The sequence below is a fragment of the Longinema margulisiae genome (assembly GCF_025266855.1).
Lineage (GTDB): Bacteria > Spirochaetota > Brevinematia > Brevinematales > Thermospiraceae > Thermospira.
Window position 1 is genome coordinate 258,523 of sequence record NZ_CP053071.1, and the last position, 18,981, is coordinate 277,503.

General features: G+C 45.8%; 11 protein-coding genes, 1 tRNA gene and 1 pseudogene. 8 read left to right on the top strand and 5 right to left on the bottom strand.

The genetic code is table 11. From position 1 onward, the window contains the following. The first annotated feature begins 5 nt into the window (after positions 1-5). Together BREVNS_RS01180 and BREVNS_RS01185 are read left to right on the top strand one after the other, a co-directional pair. Positions 6-1,175: a methyl-accepting chemotaxis protein gene (locus tag BREVNS_RS01180; protein WP_483427249.1), complete on the top strand. Its 1,170-nt coding sequence runs from the start codon at positions 6-8 to the stop codon at positions 1,173-1,175. A 16-nt stretch (positions 1,176-1,191) separates the two neighbouring features. Next, the gene (locus BREVNS_RS01185) at positions 1,192-1,551 is read left to right on the top strand and encodes a response regulator (RefSeq protein ID WP_483427250.1); all 360 of its coding nucleotides are present in this window, start codon (positions 1,192-1,194) and stop codon (positions 1,549-1,551) included. On the opposite strand, the gene BREVNS_RS01190 is transcribed toward BREVNS_RS01185, so the two are convergent. After that, a complete protein-coding gene (locus tag BREVNS_RS01190) occupies positions 1,548-2,825 on the bottom strand; it encodes a hypothetical protein (RefSeq protein ID WP_483427251.1) in 1,278 nt (425 codons plus the stop codon). The genes BREVNS_RS01185 and BREVNS_RS01190 overlap by 4 nt on opposite strands. After that, on the bottom strand, positions 2,815-3,957 hold the full coding sequence (locus BREVNS_RS01195) for a hypothetical protein (protein WP_483427252.1): 1,143 nt from the start codon (positions 3,955-3,957) through the stop codon (positions 2,815-2,817). Before BREVNS_RS01195 ends, BREVNS_RS01190 begins: the two co-directional genes overlap by 11 nt. A gap of 185 nt (positions 3,958-4,142) precedes the next feature. Here BREVNS_RS01195 and BREVNS_RS01200 point away from each other — a divergent pair, with 185 nt between their 5' ends. The 5 genes and pseudogenes from BREVNS_RS01200 (at position 4,143) to BREVNS_RS01220 (ending at position 12,502) form a co-directional block, all read left to right on the top strand. Then, positions 4,143-5,588, top strand: a complete 1,446-nt coding sequence (locus BREVNS_RS01200; protein ID WP_483427253.1) for a peptidylprolyl isomerase — start codon at positions 4,143-4,145, stop codon at positions 5,586-5,588. A gap of 132 nt (positions 5,589-5,720) precedes the next feature. Further along, the gene (locus BREVNS_RS01205) at positions 5,721-7,472 is read left to right on the top strand and encodes a hypothetical protein (RefSeq protein ID WP_483427254.1); all 1,752 of its coding nucleotides are present in this window, start codon (positions 5,721-5,723) and stop codon (positions 7,470-7,472) included. Between the two features lie 551 nt (positions 7,473-8,023). Next, positions 8,024-9,256, top strand: coding sequence for a hypothetical protein (locus BREVNS_RS01210; protein WP_483426754.1), 1,233 nt, complete (start codon positions 8,024-8,026; stop codon positions 9,254-9,256). A 350-nt stretch (positions 9,257-9,606) separates the two neighbouring features. Next, a pseudogene (locus BREVNS_RS01215) lies at positions 9,607-11,904 on the top strand (ribonucleoside triphosphate reductase). Further along, positions 11,870-12,502: an anaerobic ribonucleoside-triphosphate reductase activating protein gene (locus BREVNS_RS01220; protein ID WP_483427255.1), complete on the top strand. Its 633-nt coding sequence runs from the start codon at positions 11,870-11,872 to the stop codon at positions 12,500-12,502. Before BREVNS_RS01215 ends, BREVNS_RS01220 begins: the two are co-directional and overlap by 35 nt. Positions 12,503-12,530: 28 nt before the next feature. Here the strand turns inward: BREVNS_RS01220 and BREVNS_RS01225 are convergent. Next, a tRNA-Thr gene (locus BREVNS_RS01225) sits at positions 12,531-12,603 on the bottom strand. Between the two features lie 62 nt (positions 12,604-12,665). On the opposite strand from BREVNS_RS01225, the gene dnaE reads away from it, so the two are divergent. Next, the gene (gene dnaE, locus BREVNS_RS01230; RefSeq protein ID WP_483427256.1) at positions 12,666-16,172 is read left to right on the top strand and encodes a DNA polymerase III subunit alpha; all 3,507 of its coding nucleotides are present in this window, start codon (positions 12,666-12,668) and stop codon (positions 16,170-16,172) included. Positions 16,173-16,895: 723 nt separating this feature from the next. Here the strand turns inward: dnaE and BREVNS_RS01235 are convergent. Both BREVNS_RS01235 and BREVNS_RS01240 read right to left on the bottom strand, forming a co-directional pair. Beyond that, positions 16,896-17,771 carry a flagellin N-terminal helical domain-containing protein gene (locus BREVNS_RS01235; protein ID WP_483427257.1) on the bottom strand — a complete coding sequence of 292 codons (876 nt, stop codon included), beginning with the start codon at positions 17,769-17,771 and terminating at the stop codon, positions 16,896-16,898. Positions 17,772-18,028: 257 nt separating this feature from the next. Further along, entirely contained in the window at positions 18,029-18,889 is an 861-nt protein-coding gene (locus BREVNS_RS01240; protein ID WP_483427258.1) for a flagellin N-terminal helical domain-containing protein, read from the bottom strand. Positions 18,890-18,981: the final 92 nt, after the last annotated feature.

Consider the following 18,981-nt stretch of genomic DNA (forward strand, 5'->3'; position numbering starts at 1 on the left):
CTCTTTTGACAGGATGGCCCCAAAAAAGCCCTTCTTCTCCTTTTGCATCCCCCTCGCAAAACGAAAATTCCCTTCCTCTTCTTCATTCCACCCTTCTTGAATTTTTCACCTCTCTTCTTACCAAAAATACCGAACCCACCAAAGAACAAAAAGATTTTCTTGAGGCGTGGAAGAACCTTTTCCCTCTCTCATCTGAGGAAATGGTATCCCTTCTCTCTCAGGGGAAAGACCTCTTCTCCTCTTCTTTTTCCTTTGATACCGACACCCTCTCCTCTATTCAAAAGGCCTTTTACAAACTCCCTTACCTTCGTATTCTGCTTCTCAATGTCATCGAAAAAACGGAAGAAGCCACTAATACCCTTATCGAACGCTTCATCTCCGTCTCCGAAAAAAACCGACAGGCCATTGAGGAGGTCAAAAAACGTATTGAAAGTCACGAGGGAGAGTCTCTCTCCAACCTCATTGCCCAATCCTCCCAGATAACCCAGAACTACCAGCTCATGAAAGAGGAATACGAAACCCTCCTCACCCAGAACAAGATACAAATTGAAGACTTCAGCCGCCAACTTCAGACCATGTTTGATCAACTCAAAAGCATCAATGACATCTTGGGACAAAACAAAATCATCGCCGTAAACCTTTCTATTGAGGGGGTCAAGTTTGGGGACAAGGGCAGGGCTATCAAGGTAATCGTCCGGGAAATACAAAAACTGAACCAGAAGATAGATCAGTTTACAGGAGAAGTAAGCCACCGATTGGAGCAGTTTGAGATTTTCAACAAAGAGTTATGGAACAACTGGCTGAGACACATGGGGGATTCTGTCACCAAGTTTCAGATAGCCTCAGAAAATGCCTCCCGACTGATGAAAAAACTCAAGGATGCCTCCCAGCACATGAATGATATTGCCACTCTTCTTCAACAAAATGCCGCCGCTATACAAAAAGACCTCGACGCTATCGTTGAGTCACTCCAGTTTCAGGACATCACCCGCCAGCAGATTGAGAACGTGATGAGCTATCTTGGTCAAATCCAGGACGACATCAAAAAGGGAAGCCAAGTACTCTCGCAGTTTGGTATCACTCTCGATGAATGGGACATAGACAAATTAGACGAGGCCAAAAACGACATGATACGGGAAGCCAAGGTTTCCAGTGAACGTTTTCTTTTGAAATAAAGAGGAGGAGGCTTGTATGAAGTTTCTTGTCGTTGACGATTCTGTCACCATGCGAAAGATAGTCGCGCTGGTACTCCGGGCAGAAAAATACGATGTGGTTGAGGCCGAAAACGGCAAAGACGCCCTTGAGAAACTCAAGACAGACCACTTTAATTGTTTCATCGTGGACTACAACATGCCCGAGATGAATGGGATTGCCTTTATCAAGGCCCTTCGTCAGATGCCAGAGTACCAGAAAACCCCCATCATCATGCTCACCACCGAAAGTGAACAGGACAAACAGGAAGAGGGTAGACAGGCCGGGGCCAACCGCTGGATTGTAAAACCCTTCAAAAACGAGGTACTCCAGGCAACCATCAGAGAACTCATAGGCTAAAACCCAAACTGGAAGCGATATACCATCTCAAGGGCTATATCCGTCATCACAGAACGAATCAAAGTTCTCCCTTCTATTCCCATACCTTCCTCATACCAGATATGTATTTTTTGTATATCAACCAACGAGAGCTTTGCCGTCACCCCAAAAGATGAAGTAAAAAAGTAACTCCCTCTCACACTGACAAAGGGAAAATTGTACTGATACAAATTTGTGCTTCTCGTCTCATACTCCCAGATGTCTGGATCTAACGTTCCTCTCCATCCCTGACTGAGTGGCCATACCTGATAGAGAACTGAGAGTTCCCAGTTTTTCGCAAAAATCCCTCCTCCCAAAAGCATTCCTCCCACAGAAAGACCCTCATCCTGTTCAGGAAAAGGAATACTTAAGATCCCATACCCTCCAATACTCACAAACCCCTGAAGCCTCCCTGGGGTTCCCAAAAAACCATCCCCATAAAGGAAAAACATCCCCCTCATCTCGGTATCAAGAACCAGCCCTTCTCTCTCGGATGAAGTATTCGTCAAATCATCCGTTGGCCATAACCCTGTTCCCTGAGTTTTATACCACGTTGGGACCCACGGCAAACCCATCTTTTCGAGCGTAAAACGGAAAAATTCAAGCCTCATACTGAGAGAAAGACCTGGCACTATCGTTTGCTCATCTCCTTCCCATCGATGATTCCATATACTCTGAGTATACAACCATTCCGTAGTCGTATACATCATTCCAAAACTCATTCTCATTTCTCTCTTGAGAGTCACCTCCGCTGGCTCATAGATTTCCTTTCGTCTCATTTGCGCACGAAGAATGTCCTCCTCTGTCACCAGAGCCGGGAGTGTCCGTTTTATCTCCTCACTGGCTGAAGCGGCTATAGCATCCACCGTATCAAAAATATTTCTCGAATATTCTCCACGATAGAGCCGAGACATCTTGAGTTCATTCTCTAAAATATCATAAATCTGCACAAGCGCCACAAACTCTCTCCCCTCTCGACGATAGGAACCGTAGATAATCACATCCAGTTTTGCATTTGTTCCTCTCTCCCGAGCATGAGAGAGATTGGTCACCGTATTAGAGACCAAAACTAACTCAAACCTCTTTTCCTTCTGAAGAACCGTTGCTAATGAATTTTGCAGAATGGTACTGATCACCTCATCCGCCTCCGGTGAAAGATCCACAAAAGCAGCAACACCAACCCTCTGTTTCTCTACCCCCCACCCTATGGAAAAACACAAAACAAAAAACACTCCCACAAGACCTCTAAAACACATAGGCACCTCCTATTGTTACCGCACCCAGCGTTTCTCGAAACTCTGAGACCATCCAGGAAGAATCCCCAAAGAAATACCCCTCCTCTCGCCAGGGAAGCCCACCATTCCACATTTTCCATGAAACAAAAAACAGCCCTTTCTCCCCCTGTCTGAGATACATCTGGATACGCAGGAACCCCGACTCAAAAACAAAAGACTCAGGCATTCCCTCTGAAAAAAGCACATGAGGTACTTCTTTTGAAAACATTCCTCCACTTATGGTAAACCAGAATGAAGGCTGAAAAGCCACCCGGAGTCCAAAAAGAGGCAAAATCCTCACCGTAGAAAACTCAAACACCTTAGAACCGCCTCCCCCATTGGTGATAAGCCAGTAGTGCTCATCATAGGCAAGAAGCACCCCTCCTAAGGGAACAACCACCCCCCCAAAAAGCCCATAACCCACCTGACTTTCCAAAATAAGAGACATATCCTCAGGAAAAAGTCCGTGGAATTGGTTTTCCACATACCAGAAGCCCTTCCTCCAGAGAAAAAAGAGATCAAGCGCTCCCCCGGTCATCACATCCTTCGTATTTTTACCCATCCCAAGCCACTTTGAGTGTCCCTCTACTCGCCTTCCACAGTACCCAAAGGCACCTCCAAAAGACAATTCATGCCTTCTCACCTCATAGGGAGAATAGGTCTTTCTCACCTCCACCGTTCTCACTTCTGAAACCGGTTTTGGGGGATAACGGCGACGCAACTCCTCATACATCGCCCTACTCACACCAGAAATCTCTTTCATCCAGTTTGTCGCTACAAAAAAAGCAAACCCCTCTATCTCATTGGTTCCCTCTGAATCCACAAGCCTCATATCCACCCTGACACGATAACTCTCCTGCCTAAGAAAACACGTCACCACAGCCGAGAGACGACTCACCTTGAGAAGATGAAGATCCTCCTCCTCAGCACTCACTAAACGAAGCTTTTCCCTATCTGAGTAGCCAATGAGGTCCTGTACCAGAAAAACACCTATGGTTTCCAGTTCTAAAGGTGCACTCACCATCACCCCTACCTGCTGGATAGCCACATTCGTTTGAGCTGGATAGAGAAGTGTCCCGATCCCCATTAGAATAAACATGATACTCTTTTTCATAGCCACCTCCCAGAAGCAGTATAACTTACCTCCCTCAAAAAGGCAAATTTTTGAGAAAAAAGATCAAAAAAAGAAGCGGCATACCCATTCCCTTATCTTCTTGTCGAGCAGAAAGTTTCAAAACTTGCATATTTTTTCCCCTTCTTCTATAATAAACTTCTATAAAACCATAAAAGGAGAATCCTATGAATCTAAAGAAATGGCTGAGCGCCGTTATGATGGTGGGTTTCATGACGGCGTGTTCTCAACCCATCCTCACCTATGAGGTAGGTGGCAAGAAAAAAACGGTGACCTACAATGATGTCAAGGAATTAGTGGAGTATATGGCCACCAGTTATCCTCAGTATCTCCAGGATATTGAGATGCTCAAGAATGTTCTCTTCTCAGAGAGTCGTGCTTCCAAGGACATTATCCTCCACGAGGAGCTCAAAACTGGTCTCACCAACTCCTCCGATTTTGCAAGAACCTTTGAGACTGAAGTCCAGAAACAGTACTATACCTTCCTTGCGGTTTCCGGTACCAACTATGTGGCTCGCAAGACCAAAAACATCCCTGTTCAGGTAGCCAAGGCTTCTCACATTCTCTTCGCTTTTGGTACCAATCAGACCAAAGAAGAGGTAAGACTTCTTGCTCAAAATACCCTCGATTCTCTCAAGAAGTCTAAAAACTTCGCCAAAGACTTCAGTAACGCCGCTCTCCAGTACTCTCAGGATCCAGGGAGCAGGGACGCCGGTGGAGACCTTGGATATTTCATCGAAGGCATGATGGTTCCTGAGTTTGAAAAGGCTGTTTTCAGTGCCAAAAAGACGGGGCTTATTCCGGAGCTTGTGGAAACAGAATACGGCTACCATATCATCAATGTCACGGAGGCAAAAAACGGCAAACCCTATAGCTGGGTAGAAAAGCAGGTCAATGACGGCAAGATGAGTTTTTATGTCATGATGAAACTCCAGCAGGACATGCAGAAGAGTACTCTTGACCTCGCTGTGAAGAAAAAATATACCTTCGAAAATGGTAAGGTCAAAGTCGATGGCAAAGAATATGAGATTAGTGCCATCCCCGATAATACCGTGCTCTTCTCCGTCTGGGGCAAAAATTATACCTGGAGACAGGTAAAAGATCTCTTCGCTCTTTTTATTCCTGAGTATGAGAAGGAATTCCCCGATCAGTTTGAATCCCTGATGAATGCCGCTCAGGGCTTCCTTGTGAATGTAGAGGCTGGTCGAAAACAGGGCAAAGACAGCGCGGCCTCCCAGCGAAAGGTGCGTGAGGATGCTCTCCTTCAGTATGCGATGAACAACTTTGAACAGGCTCTCTACCAGCAGGCAAGCAGCATGGTCACCGACAAGGATATCAAGGATTTCTATGAGCAGAACAAAGCAAGACTGGTAAAAGATGGCAAACTTATGCCTCTCGACGAAACACTCAAAAACCAGATCCGCAACCAGCTCATCCAGAGCCGCATGTGGTACTTCTATCAAAACTGGCTTGAACAGAAAAAGGCTGAATACAAAGTCACCTTCAACCAGAATGGTCTCAATGACCTCTTAAAAAGAGCCAACAAGATCCGTGCCAAGGCTGAAGCTCAGGGACAAGGGGCTCAGAATCAACTTCCAGGACAAGGACAATAGCAAGAGGTCCCAACATAAAAGGGCTATCCTTCTGGATAGCCCTTTTTTCTTTGTCAAACCTTCCCCTTTGCATTTTTTCTCAAAATCATGTATAATAACACAGTCAGAGGAGATAAAAAAAGAGGAGAGAGCATGTCAATCTTGGACGAAAAAAAGAAGAAACTCGGTATTGATCAGATGGACATTCGGGATCAAAAAGAGATCTTTGACGAATTTATACGAGCTGGGGGCAGAGTTATCGATCTTCAGGCTGATCCCTCGATCCAGCTTACTCAGAAACTCTCCCAGTTTGTTGAAGCCAAAGAAGCCAAACTCTCCGAAGCTCAAAGAAGACAACAGGAAGCTGCGAAAAAACAGGCTGTTATCACGTCATCATCTCCTTCTACTTCCACTCCTTCCCAAAAAGCCTCCAGACCCTCCCGGTGGGAACTCTTCTGGGACAGGTTAGTAGCAAAATGGATCGGTATCCTTTATGGCATATTCAATTTCTGGGGCAATAAATTCTCCCATCACTTCCTCTCTCTCCTCGGGGAAATAGAAAAACTCTCCACAGAAAACCACCAGATTTTCACCTCTCTTTTTTATCAGGACAAGAACTTTTCCTACGATCTCAGACAAAGGCTCCATGAACTTGGGCTTTCTCATTATTATGAACTTTTGTATCGTATCGATATGCTATATGATGTGGACTTTTTTCGCTTGGTGAGGCAACTTCTCATGAATCCCCCCCAACCCCTTCTCATCGCAAGAAATAGCCTCGTGAGAGTATTCAAAACCCTGCTAGTCTTGGACAAATACAAAGCCAGCCTCAACCTCGTCGTCGAGAAGGTTCTCGGTGAAGAACAAAAGATGCGCTCACTCAACCAGACCACTGTCAACAAGAATATCCAGACAATTAACCAGAACATCTACCGAATTTTTTATGTGATCTTTCCTCGTCTCCTTTACTTGGTAGATTACTATTACAAAGACCTTCTCTATCTTGGCAAAACCCAGAGCTTTCGAGAGTTTCTCAACTTCAACGAAACCGATGAAGTGGGATATTACACCCGTCGATGGGCTGAAGAAGACGAACAGGAAAGACGCCGCCGAGAAGAACAGGCCCGACAGAAAGCCCTTGAAGAGCAGATGGCCAAAGAGATGGAAGAAGCCATGGCAAGCAGTGATGGACTTGAAGGTCTTCCTGAGCCTGTGCGTATGGGAATTCGCATCATCCGGGAGAATCTCAACTTCTCAGACATCATCGAGAACTACAAAACCATGCGGGATCCCAGGGCTCAACTCCCCATCCAGGACAAAGCCTTTCTCGCCGTTCTTCTTTTAGAGTTCTTTGACAAAAGCTTTTCTTTTCTCTTTATCTCAGGACAGATACAATTCAATATCTTCTTTGATGCCGGGACACGACGCGATTACCGAAGTGTTTTCAAGGACCTCTACTTCCACATTGATGATATCTACAAAGCCATGAATGAGTACCTCAAAAACTACCTTGAACTTCAAAAACTTGACACTTCCCTTCCTGGAACTTCCAAGGAAAGGTATATCAAACAACAGCAACTCGAACTTGCCCGTAGCCAGACATCCCGTCAGATACGAAACAAGGTTCAATCCCTCATGCATGATTTTGCCATGAATCTCAAGATCGTTCTCGAAGACTACGAAAAAGACAGAAAGATCCTCCACAACCCTGATGATGTCCTCACCCTTGATAACCGCATCTTTGGCAAGAAAATTTCTACCAAGACATCGGTTATCAGCCTCTTCTCTCAGGCTTACTATGTCGCCTCTGCCCTCGATTTTCTCATCGCCGAGGGAGAGATTGGCGGCTACTCCCTTGAAATCAAAACCCCTCTTCTTCTCTCCCAGCTGAAACCCATGGTATGAGGCCTTTGCACGAATGTGCAAAGGTCTCAAAAAAGTAATAAAGAAACAAAAATTAGTATCAAAATGTTCCTTGTCGTAATAAATAAACCGATTTTTTTTGAATAAAAAAGACAAACCAGCCCTTGGAAATAGAAAAATCGGGGGAGAGGGGCGTAGCCCCTGACCCAAATAGGGGAAGAAAACACCCGTGCAAGGGTCTCATAGTATAAAAATATTTCTTTTCGTAATCAATAATCCTATTTTTTTGAATAGAAAAGACAAATAAGCCCCTGTAAACAGAAAAAACGGGGAAGAGGGGCATAGCCCCTGACCTAAAAAGGGCAAGAAAGCCCCCCTGCAAGGGTCTCGGTACAAGAATATCTCCCTCTCCTGATTTTATTCTTCTCCCCTTTCAACCCACATCGTTTTCGGATCGCTATAACCCTCATCCATGAGAAAATTTTCTTTCCAAAAATTTGGTAACGTTTTTTTCAGGAGACCTGCAGTGGGAAGATGAGGAAAAGCAAAAAAAAGTTCCTCCCTGGCCGATAATAGGACACAAGGAGGAACCCATGCGTAAAGAATTCACCTTCACTTTGACTATCGACTACCCTGACACAAAACTTGAGACGTTAGTGGTGGTTTTTCTCCAGGCCATCAAAGGAGTGTTTGAGTCATTTGTTCATCAGATTTCTGTAGAAGTGGCAGAAAAAGAAATAAAAGAAGGTCGTATCACCTGTACATGCGGAGAAAAACATCACTTCATATGGAAAACAAAGCATGGAAAAAACACTGTTTTTGTTCTGATGCCCTTTGGAAAGATCACTCTTCCTCAGCTCCAAATTCAATGCAAAAAGTGTGGAAGAAAACTTTTTCTCACAAGATCTCTTCTTGGTGTAGAAAAGCGAAAAAGGCAAATCCTGAAAGATATCTACAGAGTGGCTTTAGCCGGGGCTCTTACCACCTATCGAGTGGCCGCTCGTATTCTTTCCTTCACAGGGTATAAAATAGGTCTTAGCACCCTCTGGAAAAACCTTCAAAATATTGGGAGAAAGATACATTTCAGTATCTCAGAAAAAGAAAAACCCTGTGGAGAAGCCGATGGGACGGGTATTCCTGTTCAGGGCAAGAAAAAAGGAGAAGAAGCTAAAATTCTTTTGCAGGAGAGGCAACAAGCCTCCCCATTGACAGGAAAAAATACAAGAATAGCAGGCCTTCTTGTGGATAATTACCATGCAGGTTGGGACAAACTTCTTAAGCCCATTCAAGAAAAACACTCTTTTTCTCGGTTTTTTCTTGTTGTCGATGGAGATACAGGGATTAACCAGGGCAAACATCCCGGTATCGTTTTTCAACGATGTTTGTGGCATGTAAGTTATCAATTGAAGTATTTTCTTCGTCTTGATAGAGTGAGATATCGTTCTTCTGAGTGGACAAATATTGTCGCTGAAACAGGGAAAGCCTGTTTCTTGGGGTACAAAAATGACTGGCAAACAAGACTTGGTTATCAAAGCGAGCGCAGACAGCATATTCAGAATCTTCTTGACTTATTTCACGAAAAAGGGCGCAAACATTGTTTTTATTATCTTCTTCGTGCTCAAAAAGACATGTTCGCCTGTGACAGTGAAGATGGTTTGCCAGGAACAACCTCAAGGGCAGAACGGCTGATGCGAACCATAAACCAGAGAATGGATGTGGGGGTATGGAAAAGAGAAGGGGCAACCAATGTTCTTGCTGTGCGTTTGCATTACTACTATAATCGTGATGAGGCTATCGATGGTGTCTACTGGCAGGATGTGATATAAAACATAGGGATGGTACGTACTTATTGCCCTGTTTTATGGCCTAAAAAGGGTACTTTCCCCAGAAAAAACTTGTTTATCTAAAATGTTCCCTGTATACTACAGTTGACAAAAATCTTTTGAGCCAGGGGTAACTTCTTTATCCTTTTCTCTCTCTTTCAGGTCTCCTGTTGGAAACGTAATCAAAAATTTTTCCCAAGAACGTCTTTCTCCATCTCATTGAAAGATAAGAAATTAAAATATCAAGATTTCTTGTAATTTTTTTCATAACAAGGACTTAGAAAACGGCTTTTACTTCTTGACATGTCAGAAAGGGTGTGGTATACTGATACCACTGTGTATGGGAGGGGATTATGCGAGAGGCGGTAACAACATTAGCCGAATCAAAAAAAGCCCAGAGACATGCCGTTTTTGTCAAAAAACGAGAGGGAAACCTTGTTGACTTTGATCCATCCAAGATAGCCAACGCTATCACCAAGGCCTTTGAAAGCACCGGCGAAGCGGATTCCACCAAGGCATGGGAACTCACCGCTGTGGTAGTTTCCCGACTTGAGGGAGAAATTGTCGAAATTGAGACCATCCAGGACATTGTCGAAGATACCCTCATGAATGCCGGGTATCGTAAGACTGCCAAAGCATACATTCTCTACCGCGCCAAGAGAGCTGAAAACCGAAATACCCAAAAATTATTATCTCAAACACTTCAAGTTATTGATGACTATGTCAATATCCGCGACTGGCGCATCAATGAAAACAGCAATATGACCTTTTCGCTTCAGGGTCTCAATGCCCACATCTCTTCTACCATCACGGCCAACTACTGGCTTTCCAAGCTCTATACCCCAGAAATCGGCGAGGCTCACCGTTCCGGGGCTATCCATATCCACGACCTCGGTGCCCTTTCCGCCTACTGTGTGGGATGGGACTTAGAACAGCTCCTTATTGGAGGGTTTGGTGGTGTGAGTGGCAAAGTCGAAAGCCGTCCCGCGAGACACTTCCGAACAGCCCTTGGCCAGATTGTGAACTTCTTTTACACCCTCCAGGGAGAAGCGGCCGGAGCCCAGGCTTTTGCCAATTTTGACACCCTCCTTGCTCCGTTTGTGTATTATGATGGTCTTTCTTATGCCGAGGTCAAACAGGCTATGCAGGAATTTGTCTTCAATCTCAATGTCCCTACCCGTGTGGGATTTCAAACCCCTTTCACCAATATCACGTTTGACCTTCGTGTCCCCTCCTACTTTGCCAATCAGTATGTTATCGTTGGGGGAGAAATCAAAGACAAAACCTATGGGGAATTCCAGGAAGAGATCTACATGATCAACCAGGCCTTTGCTGAGGTGATGATCGAGGGAGATGGCAAGGGAAGACCCTTCACCTTCCCTATCCCGACCTACAATATCACCAAGGACTTCGCATGGGACAATCCCCGCTACAAGGCCATCTGGGAGATGACGGCGAAGTATGGAACACCTTACTTCAGCAACTTTGTCAATTCTGACATGAGCGAAGAAGATGCCCGTTCTATGTGCTGTCGCCTCAGGCTGGATAACCGTGAGGTACGAAACCAGCTCTCCAAAAAGGCCATCATTCACCACGAAGAAGAGCACCATTTGAGGCGTGGTGGGCTTTTTGCCGCCAATCCGCTTACTGGTTCAATTGGGGTGGTCACTATCAACCTTCCCCGAATTGCTTACCTCTCCAAAAGTGAAGAGGAATTCTTCTCAAGGCTTTTGGAAGTGATGCAAATAGCCAAAACCTCTCTTGAAATAAAACGAAAGGTTGTAGAGGATCTCACCGAAAGAAACCTCTATCCCTACACAAAGATATATCTCAGCGATATCAAAAAACGCAGTGGCAACTACTGGACTAACCACTTTTCAACTATTGGTATCCTGGGGATGAACGAGGCGGTTATCAACCTCAAAAAGATCCCCTATCACACCGACGAGGGACGGGACTTTGCCGTCCGCGTGCTTGACTTTATGTTAGAGCATTTGGAACAGTTCAAACAGGAAACAGGTCATCTCTACAACCTTGAAGCCTCCCCGGCTGAGGGTGCTTCCTACCGACTTGCCAAGGCTGACAAAACCCGTTTTCCAGATATTATTACCTCAGGGACCAATGAAGCCCCTTACTACACCAATTCTGTGCATCTCCCTGTAAATTACACCGATGATATCTTTGAGGTACTGGACCATCAGGATCCCTTACAGTCCCGTTTTACAGGTGGTACGGTGATCCATATCTTCTTGGGCGAAAAAATCACCGATCCCTTTATGGTGGCCAAATTGGTAGAAAAAATTGCTCATAATTATCATCTCCCCTATTATTCTATTACCCCAACCTTTTCTATCTGTCCTGTTCATGGATACATACCGGGAGAACACTGGATATGTCCCTATCCCCATACCGAAGCGGATCTCAAACGTTATGGCAAATACCTTGAATGTCTATAAACCAAAAAGGAGGAGCGTATGGAAAACGAAAACAAAAAGCTTGTAATGCCCACAGAGGTGTATTCCCGTGTAGTTGGGTATTACCGACCAGTTCAGAACTGGAACGTCGGCAAAAAACAGGAATTCTCAGAACGTCTCACCTACGACAAGGCCTTTGACAATGTTTTACGGCATTCAGAGAACCACGTTCGTTGATTTTCCGGGGAAAATTGCAGCCACTCTCTTCACGGGTGGCTGCAACTTCCGTTGTCCCTGGTGCCACAATCATGACCTTGTCTACCCTGAGAGGGTGGCAAGGCTTTCTCCTTTGGATGAAGAGGATATCAAAGCCTTTCTTATCAAGAGAAAGTCTCAGTTAGAAGGGATATGTATCACGGGCGGTGAACCTACCCTCTGGGGGGAACGTCTTCTTTCTTTTCTTTCCTGGCTCAAACAAACAGGATATGAAACCAAAGTGGATACTAACGGATCAAACCCTGAATGGGTAGAGGTGGCGCTCAAAGAGGATGTGGTTGATTTTTTTGCCATGGATATCAAGCACCCATGGGAAAGCTATCACGAAGCCATTGGTATACACTATGATATTGAGCGCCTCAAAAAGACCGTGTCTCTCATCAAAGAAAGTGGTAAACCTCACCAGTTCCGTACCACTCTCATCCCTGGACTTTCAAAGGAAAGAATGCTTGCCATAGCAAAAGAAATGGATATTGAGATTACCTTCCAGACCTATCGCGATCCGTTCCTGTTAGCAGGGGGTGAATCCCTCCTTCTTGCCGAAGGAAGCCCTGCCTAAAAAAATCCCCCACCAACAGGTGGGGGAAAGCCAACTGTGGGACTTGAACCCACAACCTACTGATTACAAGTCAGTTGCTCTACCAGTTGAGCTAAGTTGGCACACATGAGGTATATAGTATAGCACAAAATGCACAATTTGTCAATACTCAGGAGAGATACCCATGGACTTTGTCCACCTGCATGTTCACTCTCATTACAGTTTATTGGATGGCGTAAGTCAGATACCCCATCTCATCGAACGCACGGCAAACCACAAGCAAAAAGCTCTTGCCCTTACCGATCATGGCAATCTTTTTGGTGCCATGGAGTTCTACAGTGTCTGTCAGGATTTTTCCAAGGCCCATCCAGAGACACCGGTGAAACCCATCATCGGGTGTGAATTCTATGTCGCCCCCCATAGCCGTTTTGACAAGGACAAAGAGGAAAAATACTACCATCTCGTTCTTTTAGCTCAGGATATCACGGGGTACAAAAATCTTTTGAAACTCTCCTCGGCAGGCTATCTGGAGGGTTTCTACTCCAAACCCCGTATTGATCACGAACTCCTTGAAAGACATTCGGCAGGACTTATTGCCCTTTCTGCCTGTCTTGGTGGCGAAATCCCCTCTTACATCCTTTCTGAACAAACAGAGAGACTCCACCATACGATCACATGGTACAGAGAGATTTTTGGGAAAGACAGGTTTTTCTTTGAACTTCAGGACCACGGTATCGCTGAACAAAAGATCGTCAATCGAGAACTTATCAAGCTTTCCAGAGAGTATGACATTGGGTTAGTGGCTACCAACGATGCCCACTACCTGTATCCTCATGATGCCGAACTCCAAGAAGTCATCTTTGCTATCCGGGACAAGACCACCATCGATGACCCAAAACTCCAGCGCTATCCCACCAATCAGTTTTACCTCAAAAGCACAGAAGAGATGGCGGCTCTCTTTGGAGAGATCCCAGAAAGCCTCTCCAATACCCTCCGCATAGCCGAGATGTGCAACCTTTCCTTTTCTTTTAAGGAGATGCATACCCCTGTTTATCCCCTTCCCGAAGGAGAAGATGCCCACAGTTATCTCACGAAGCTCGCCAGAGATGGTCTTATGCGACGCTTTCAGGCCAAAACCTATGAAGAGATCCCGGAAAACTACCGAAAAAGGCTGGAGACAGAACTGGACCTCATCCACTATATGGAAACCACCAAGGGCATTGGTTTTTCGAATTACTTCCTCATTGTCCAGGACTTTGTTCATTTTGCCAAAAGGCATGGGATTGGTGTAGGACCTGGCCGTGGTTCTGCCGCCGGGGCTATCCTCGCCTGGTGTTTGGAAATCACGCAGGTTGATCCTATCAGGTATCAGCTTCTTTTTGAACGATTCCTGAATCCCGAACGCGTCAGTATGCCTGATATTGATATTGACTTTGAAGATAACCGTCGCGATGAAGTCAAAGAATACATCCGTGCCAAGTATGGCTACAACCGAACGGCTGATATTATCACCTTTGGTATGCTGAAAAGCCGTTCCACCATCCGGGATGTAGGTCGCGTCCTGGGTATTCCCCTGAGTGAAGTGGACAGAATAGCCAAACTCATTGACCCCAATGAACCCCTCACCAAAACCCTTGAAGTCGTTCCCGAAGTCGCGGCCCTCAAGAATGGTACTGAAATACAAAAAAAATGGCTTGAATATTCTATTCGTCTCGATGGAAACCTCAGAAACCTTGGAACCCATGCTTCCGGTATCATCATCTCCGATATTGATCTCACCGAAGTCGTTCCCCTCTACAAAGATATGAGTTCTGGGGCTATCTCCACCCAATATGAAGGCACCTACCTCGAAAAAAATGGACTCCTCAAGATGGATATCTTGGGGCTCGCCAACCTCAGTATCATCAAAGACACCCTTGAACGGATTTGGCATAATCACCACCTCCGTCTTGATATCCAGCACATTCCCCTTGATGATCCTGAAGTGTACGCCACCTTTTCCCGTGGAGAGACCAAAGGTATCTTTCAGTTTGAATCGGCTGGAATGACCGAATATCTGAAACAACTTCAACCCACGTGTATTGATGATCTGATCGCTATGAACGCCCTCTACCGCCCTGGCCCCCTTGAACAGATCCCTGCCTACATCAGACGAAAGAAGGGTGAAGAGCCTGTTGACTGTTTTCATGAAAACCTACGCCCAATCCTTCAAAGCACCTACGGGATCATTGTGTATCAGGAACAGGTGATGCAAATCGCCCAGGTCCTGGCCGGTTTCAGCCTTGGAAAAGCCGACAATGTACGACGTATCATGGCCAAGAAAAAACCAGAGGATCTGGCCAAAATCCGCCCCGAGTGGATTGAAGGAGCCCTTGCCAATGGATATTCCCGGGAACTCGCGGAAAAGATCTTTGAAATTCTTGTGCCTTTTTCTTTCTATGCCTTCAACAAGTCACATTCAGCCGCTTATGCCATCCTTGCGTACCAGATTGCCTATCTCAAGACCCATTTCCGACCTGAATTTATGGCAAGTCTTCTCACCGCCAACATGAGCAAGACCGAAGATGTGCAAGCCTACTGTGAAGAAAGCACAAAAGCCGGTATCTCTATCCTTCCCCCTGATGTGAACCACAGCACCTATGAGTTTCAGGAAGTTCGGCTTGAAAACGGAAAATGGGCCATCCGTTTTGGACTGGGGGCCATCAAAGGGATGGGTGAAGGTTTTGCCAAAGCCATGGAAGAGGAACGAAAACAGAGAGGACCTTTTCAGAGTTTTGAGGATTTCATTGAACGGATGCATACCCATCAGGAGTTTCGCCGTCCCGTGGTAGAAATTCTTTTGAAAGCGGGAGCCTTCGATGAACTCTTCGGAGAAGAACGACAGACCAAGAAAGCCCTCTACCTTGATCAGATAGAATGGTATATTGATCACTACGAACAAAAAAACAAAGACAAAACCAACGGCGTTGCCGGCCTTTTTGATTCCATAGAAATCGAACCCTCTCCACAGCCAAAAACCAAAGTCCGAACCCTTACTCTCCAGGAAGAATTCATCATGGAAAAGGAAGTGATGGGCTTTTCCCCCTCGAACCGGTTCCTCTCCCACTATACAGAGAAACTCTCCAATCTGCTCTGGATCCCGGAAACCACCCTATCCACCATTCCCCTCAATATCCCCTTTTCTCTGTGGGGATACCTTGGAGAGGTGAGTGTTCGTACCACCCAGAAAGGCAAACCCTTTGCGAGTTTCAGGCTTTTCTACGGAAACACCAGTATCAAATTCAGCGTCTTCTCACCAGACTATGAACGCTTCGAAGACATCATAAAAGAAAACCAGTTTGTCTATGTCAAGGCACGATACGCCCCTGGCAAAGAAGGGGCTGTCTATGCCAACATTATCGATATGATACCCCTTGATACCATTCTCTCCAAACGCTTTGTTCTTCGAGAGCTTCATCTCTTCTGGGACGGAAAAGAGGACAATACCATCCTCAAGACCTCTCTCAAAAACCTTTATGATCTTGTCCAGAAACCAGAGCACCATGGAACTATTCGACTCGTCCTTCATATTGCCACAGAGAAGGGCGTCTCCTCCCTCCATCCTCATGAAAACTGTAGCCTTGCCTTCTCTCCCGATCTGATGAACTCCATCAAAAACCTCCCCTGCCTGAAGGGCTACTGGTTTCTCTAATCACTGTCTTCTCAAACCTTTCCAGAGCCATGGAAAAGAGAAAGTGTTAGAGGACATAAAGTGTTTTTCTCTGGCTCCCATAGCTTTTCTCAAAGGATAGTCCTCCCCCGCCTTCCAACCAGGCTACTTCGCTATCACCATGTTTCAGCAAAAATCCCCCTTTGCTGAAACAAAGACATAGCCTCTTCTCACTTTGCGAACCTCAAGACATACCGAGACCTTTGCACGAATGTGCAAAGGTCTCAAAAAAGTAATAAAGAAACAAAAATTAGTATCAAAATGTTCCTTGCCGTAATAAATAAATCGATTTTTTTGAATAAAAAAGACAAACCAGCCCTTGTGAACAGAAAAATCGGGGAAGAGGGGCGCAGCCCCTGACCCAAACAGGGGAAGAAAACACCCGTGCAAGGGTCTCATACCTCTCTCTTTTCGCCTCTTTCCTTGTTTCAGCAAGAGGGCATAGTTAAACGTTTAACCATACCCCTTGTAACCACTTTCCAGAGGCAAACTTTTTTCTCTCTGCCAACAAAAAAGAAAGGCCCCTCATAGGTGGGGCCTTCAAAATTTCTTTCTTTTTCTCCTCAAAAATCCTAAAGGAAAATCCAAAAAATTCGATACTTACATTGTAAGAAAAAACAAAAATAAAAATTCAGGGACCCCGCATAGTTACCGTTTTGTTTGCGTTATCTTGTCACCGAAGAGTTAGTGGATATCTGCCTATCCCTAACCCAAGAGCCTCAGCACCAGCTGAGGCTTTAAATTTGCCTGGGCCAACATGGATACGTTGGACTGAGCAAGGATCTGGTTTTTCACAAAGTCACTCATCTGCTCAGCCATATTGGTATCGCGAATACGAGACTCTGCCGCCTGCGTATTCTCGTATGCCACATACAAACCCTTATACAGCTTCTCAAACCGGTTCTGGTAAGACCCGAGATCGGTTCTCTGTTTGATCACCTTCTCAAGGGCCTTGTCAATAATCCCGATGGCCCGGTTAGCGGTATCCATGGTGCTGGCACTGATAACCTTTTGACCATCCTGGGTCATAAGTCCAAGTGCCACAGCTCCCATATCTCCTACGAATACCTGTACTCTCTGGTCCATATTAGGTCCGATATGGAACCACAGACCAGCCGTACTATCCGTAGGCCCACTTGTATTGCCACCAGTAGGCTGAGCGAAACGACCGGTGAGGATGTTCATTCCATTGAACTGAGCATGTTTGGCGATACGATCGATCTCATCCACAAGCTGAGACATTTCCACATTGATGAGCATACGATCCTGATCGCTGTAGATTCCGTTTCCAGCCTGTACAGAGAGTTCTCTCATACGCTGGAGAATCATGGTTGTCTCATCCAAATATCCCTCTGTGGTCTGGAGGAACGAAATAGCATCCTCCGTGTTTCGCATAGCCTGATGCAATCCGGAGATCTGTGCCCGCATCTTTTCTGACACCGCAAGACCGGATGCATCATCACCAGCCTTGTTGATCCGAAGACCCGATGATAACTTCTCAATGTTGCCATTGAGGGTGAGATCGGTGATCTTCAGCTGGCGGTTTGAGAATATGGAACTGATATTATGGTTAACAATCATACCTCCCTCCTTGTTTCGATGTGAGGTAAACACCATCCTTGTGTATACTATGGGGGTCCCTGAGTACTGCACGTCAGGTGACATGCAGCAATGGAGGGGTATGATCGTCTCTTTCCTCAGAACTATATCCTATCAAAACACCCAGGAAGGTGGTGTTCCCACCTTCCTGATTGGCTGCCTATCATTTTTTCTCCCCCTGTGGGGAAACACTCACCGGGAGGCTTCTCCCTCAGGGAAACTATCCCCAAGAGCCCCGGTTATCTGAGAAGCTGCAATACAAGTTGCGGCTTCTGATTTGCCTGAGCGAGCATTGCCGTTGCGGACTGTACAAGGATCTGGTTCTTGACAAAGTCACTCATCTCCTCGGCCATATCGGTATCACGGATACGAGATTCAGCGGCCTGGAGATTTTCATACCCAATCAAGAGGCCTTTGGAAAGGTGCTGCAAACGGTTCTGGTAAGCCCCAAGATCGGCTCTCTGCTTGTTGACCTTTTCAAGAGCCTTGTCCACAATACCAATAGCCATATTGGCCTTCTCAGGGGTAGATATACTGAGAGGATCTCTCGTCGAAATATCACGAACCCCAAGAGCGGCGGCTGTCATGGTACCAATATAACTGCGGATTCTCTGGTCCATATTGGGACCAATGTGGAACCACATGCTGGCAGCAGGATTGTTACCAGCCACATCATAGGCAAAACGACCGGTCAGCATGTTAAGCCCATTGAACTGAGCGTGGGAGGCAATACGATCCACCTCCGCAATCATCTGAGACACCTCCACCTGAATCTGCATACGATCTTCCGTGCTGTAGATACCGTTGGCAGCCTGAACGGCCAGCTCACGAATACGCTGCAGAATCTGGGTGGTTTCTTCCAGATACCCTTCGGTAGTCTGGATGAAAGAAATGGCATCCTGGACGTTCTTTTCAGCCCGTCGGATACCATTGATCTGCGCACGCATCTTCTCCGATACGGCCAGACCAGAAGCATCGTCACCAGCGCGGTTAATCCGCATACCAGAAGACAGCTTCTCGATGTTCTTGTCGGCGGCAAGATTATCCAGCCGCAAAGAACGTTGTGAGAAAATAGAACTGATGTTGTGGTTGATAATCATAGTATCCTCCTTGATCTATGATCCTCCCACATCCTTGTGGGATTTTTTCGCTTGAAACACTCAAGACTTTGGCTCAAGTGTCGATAATCCTA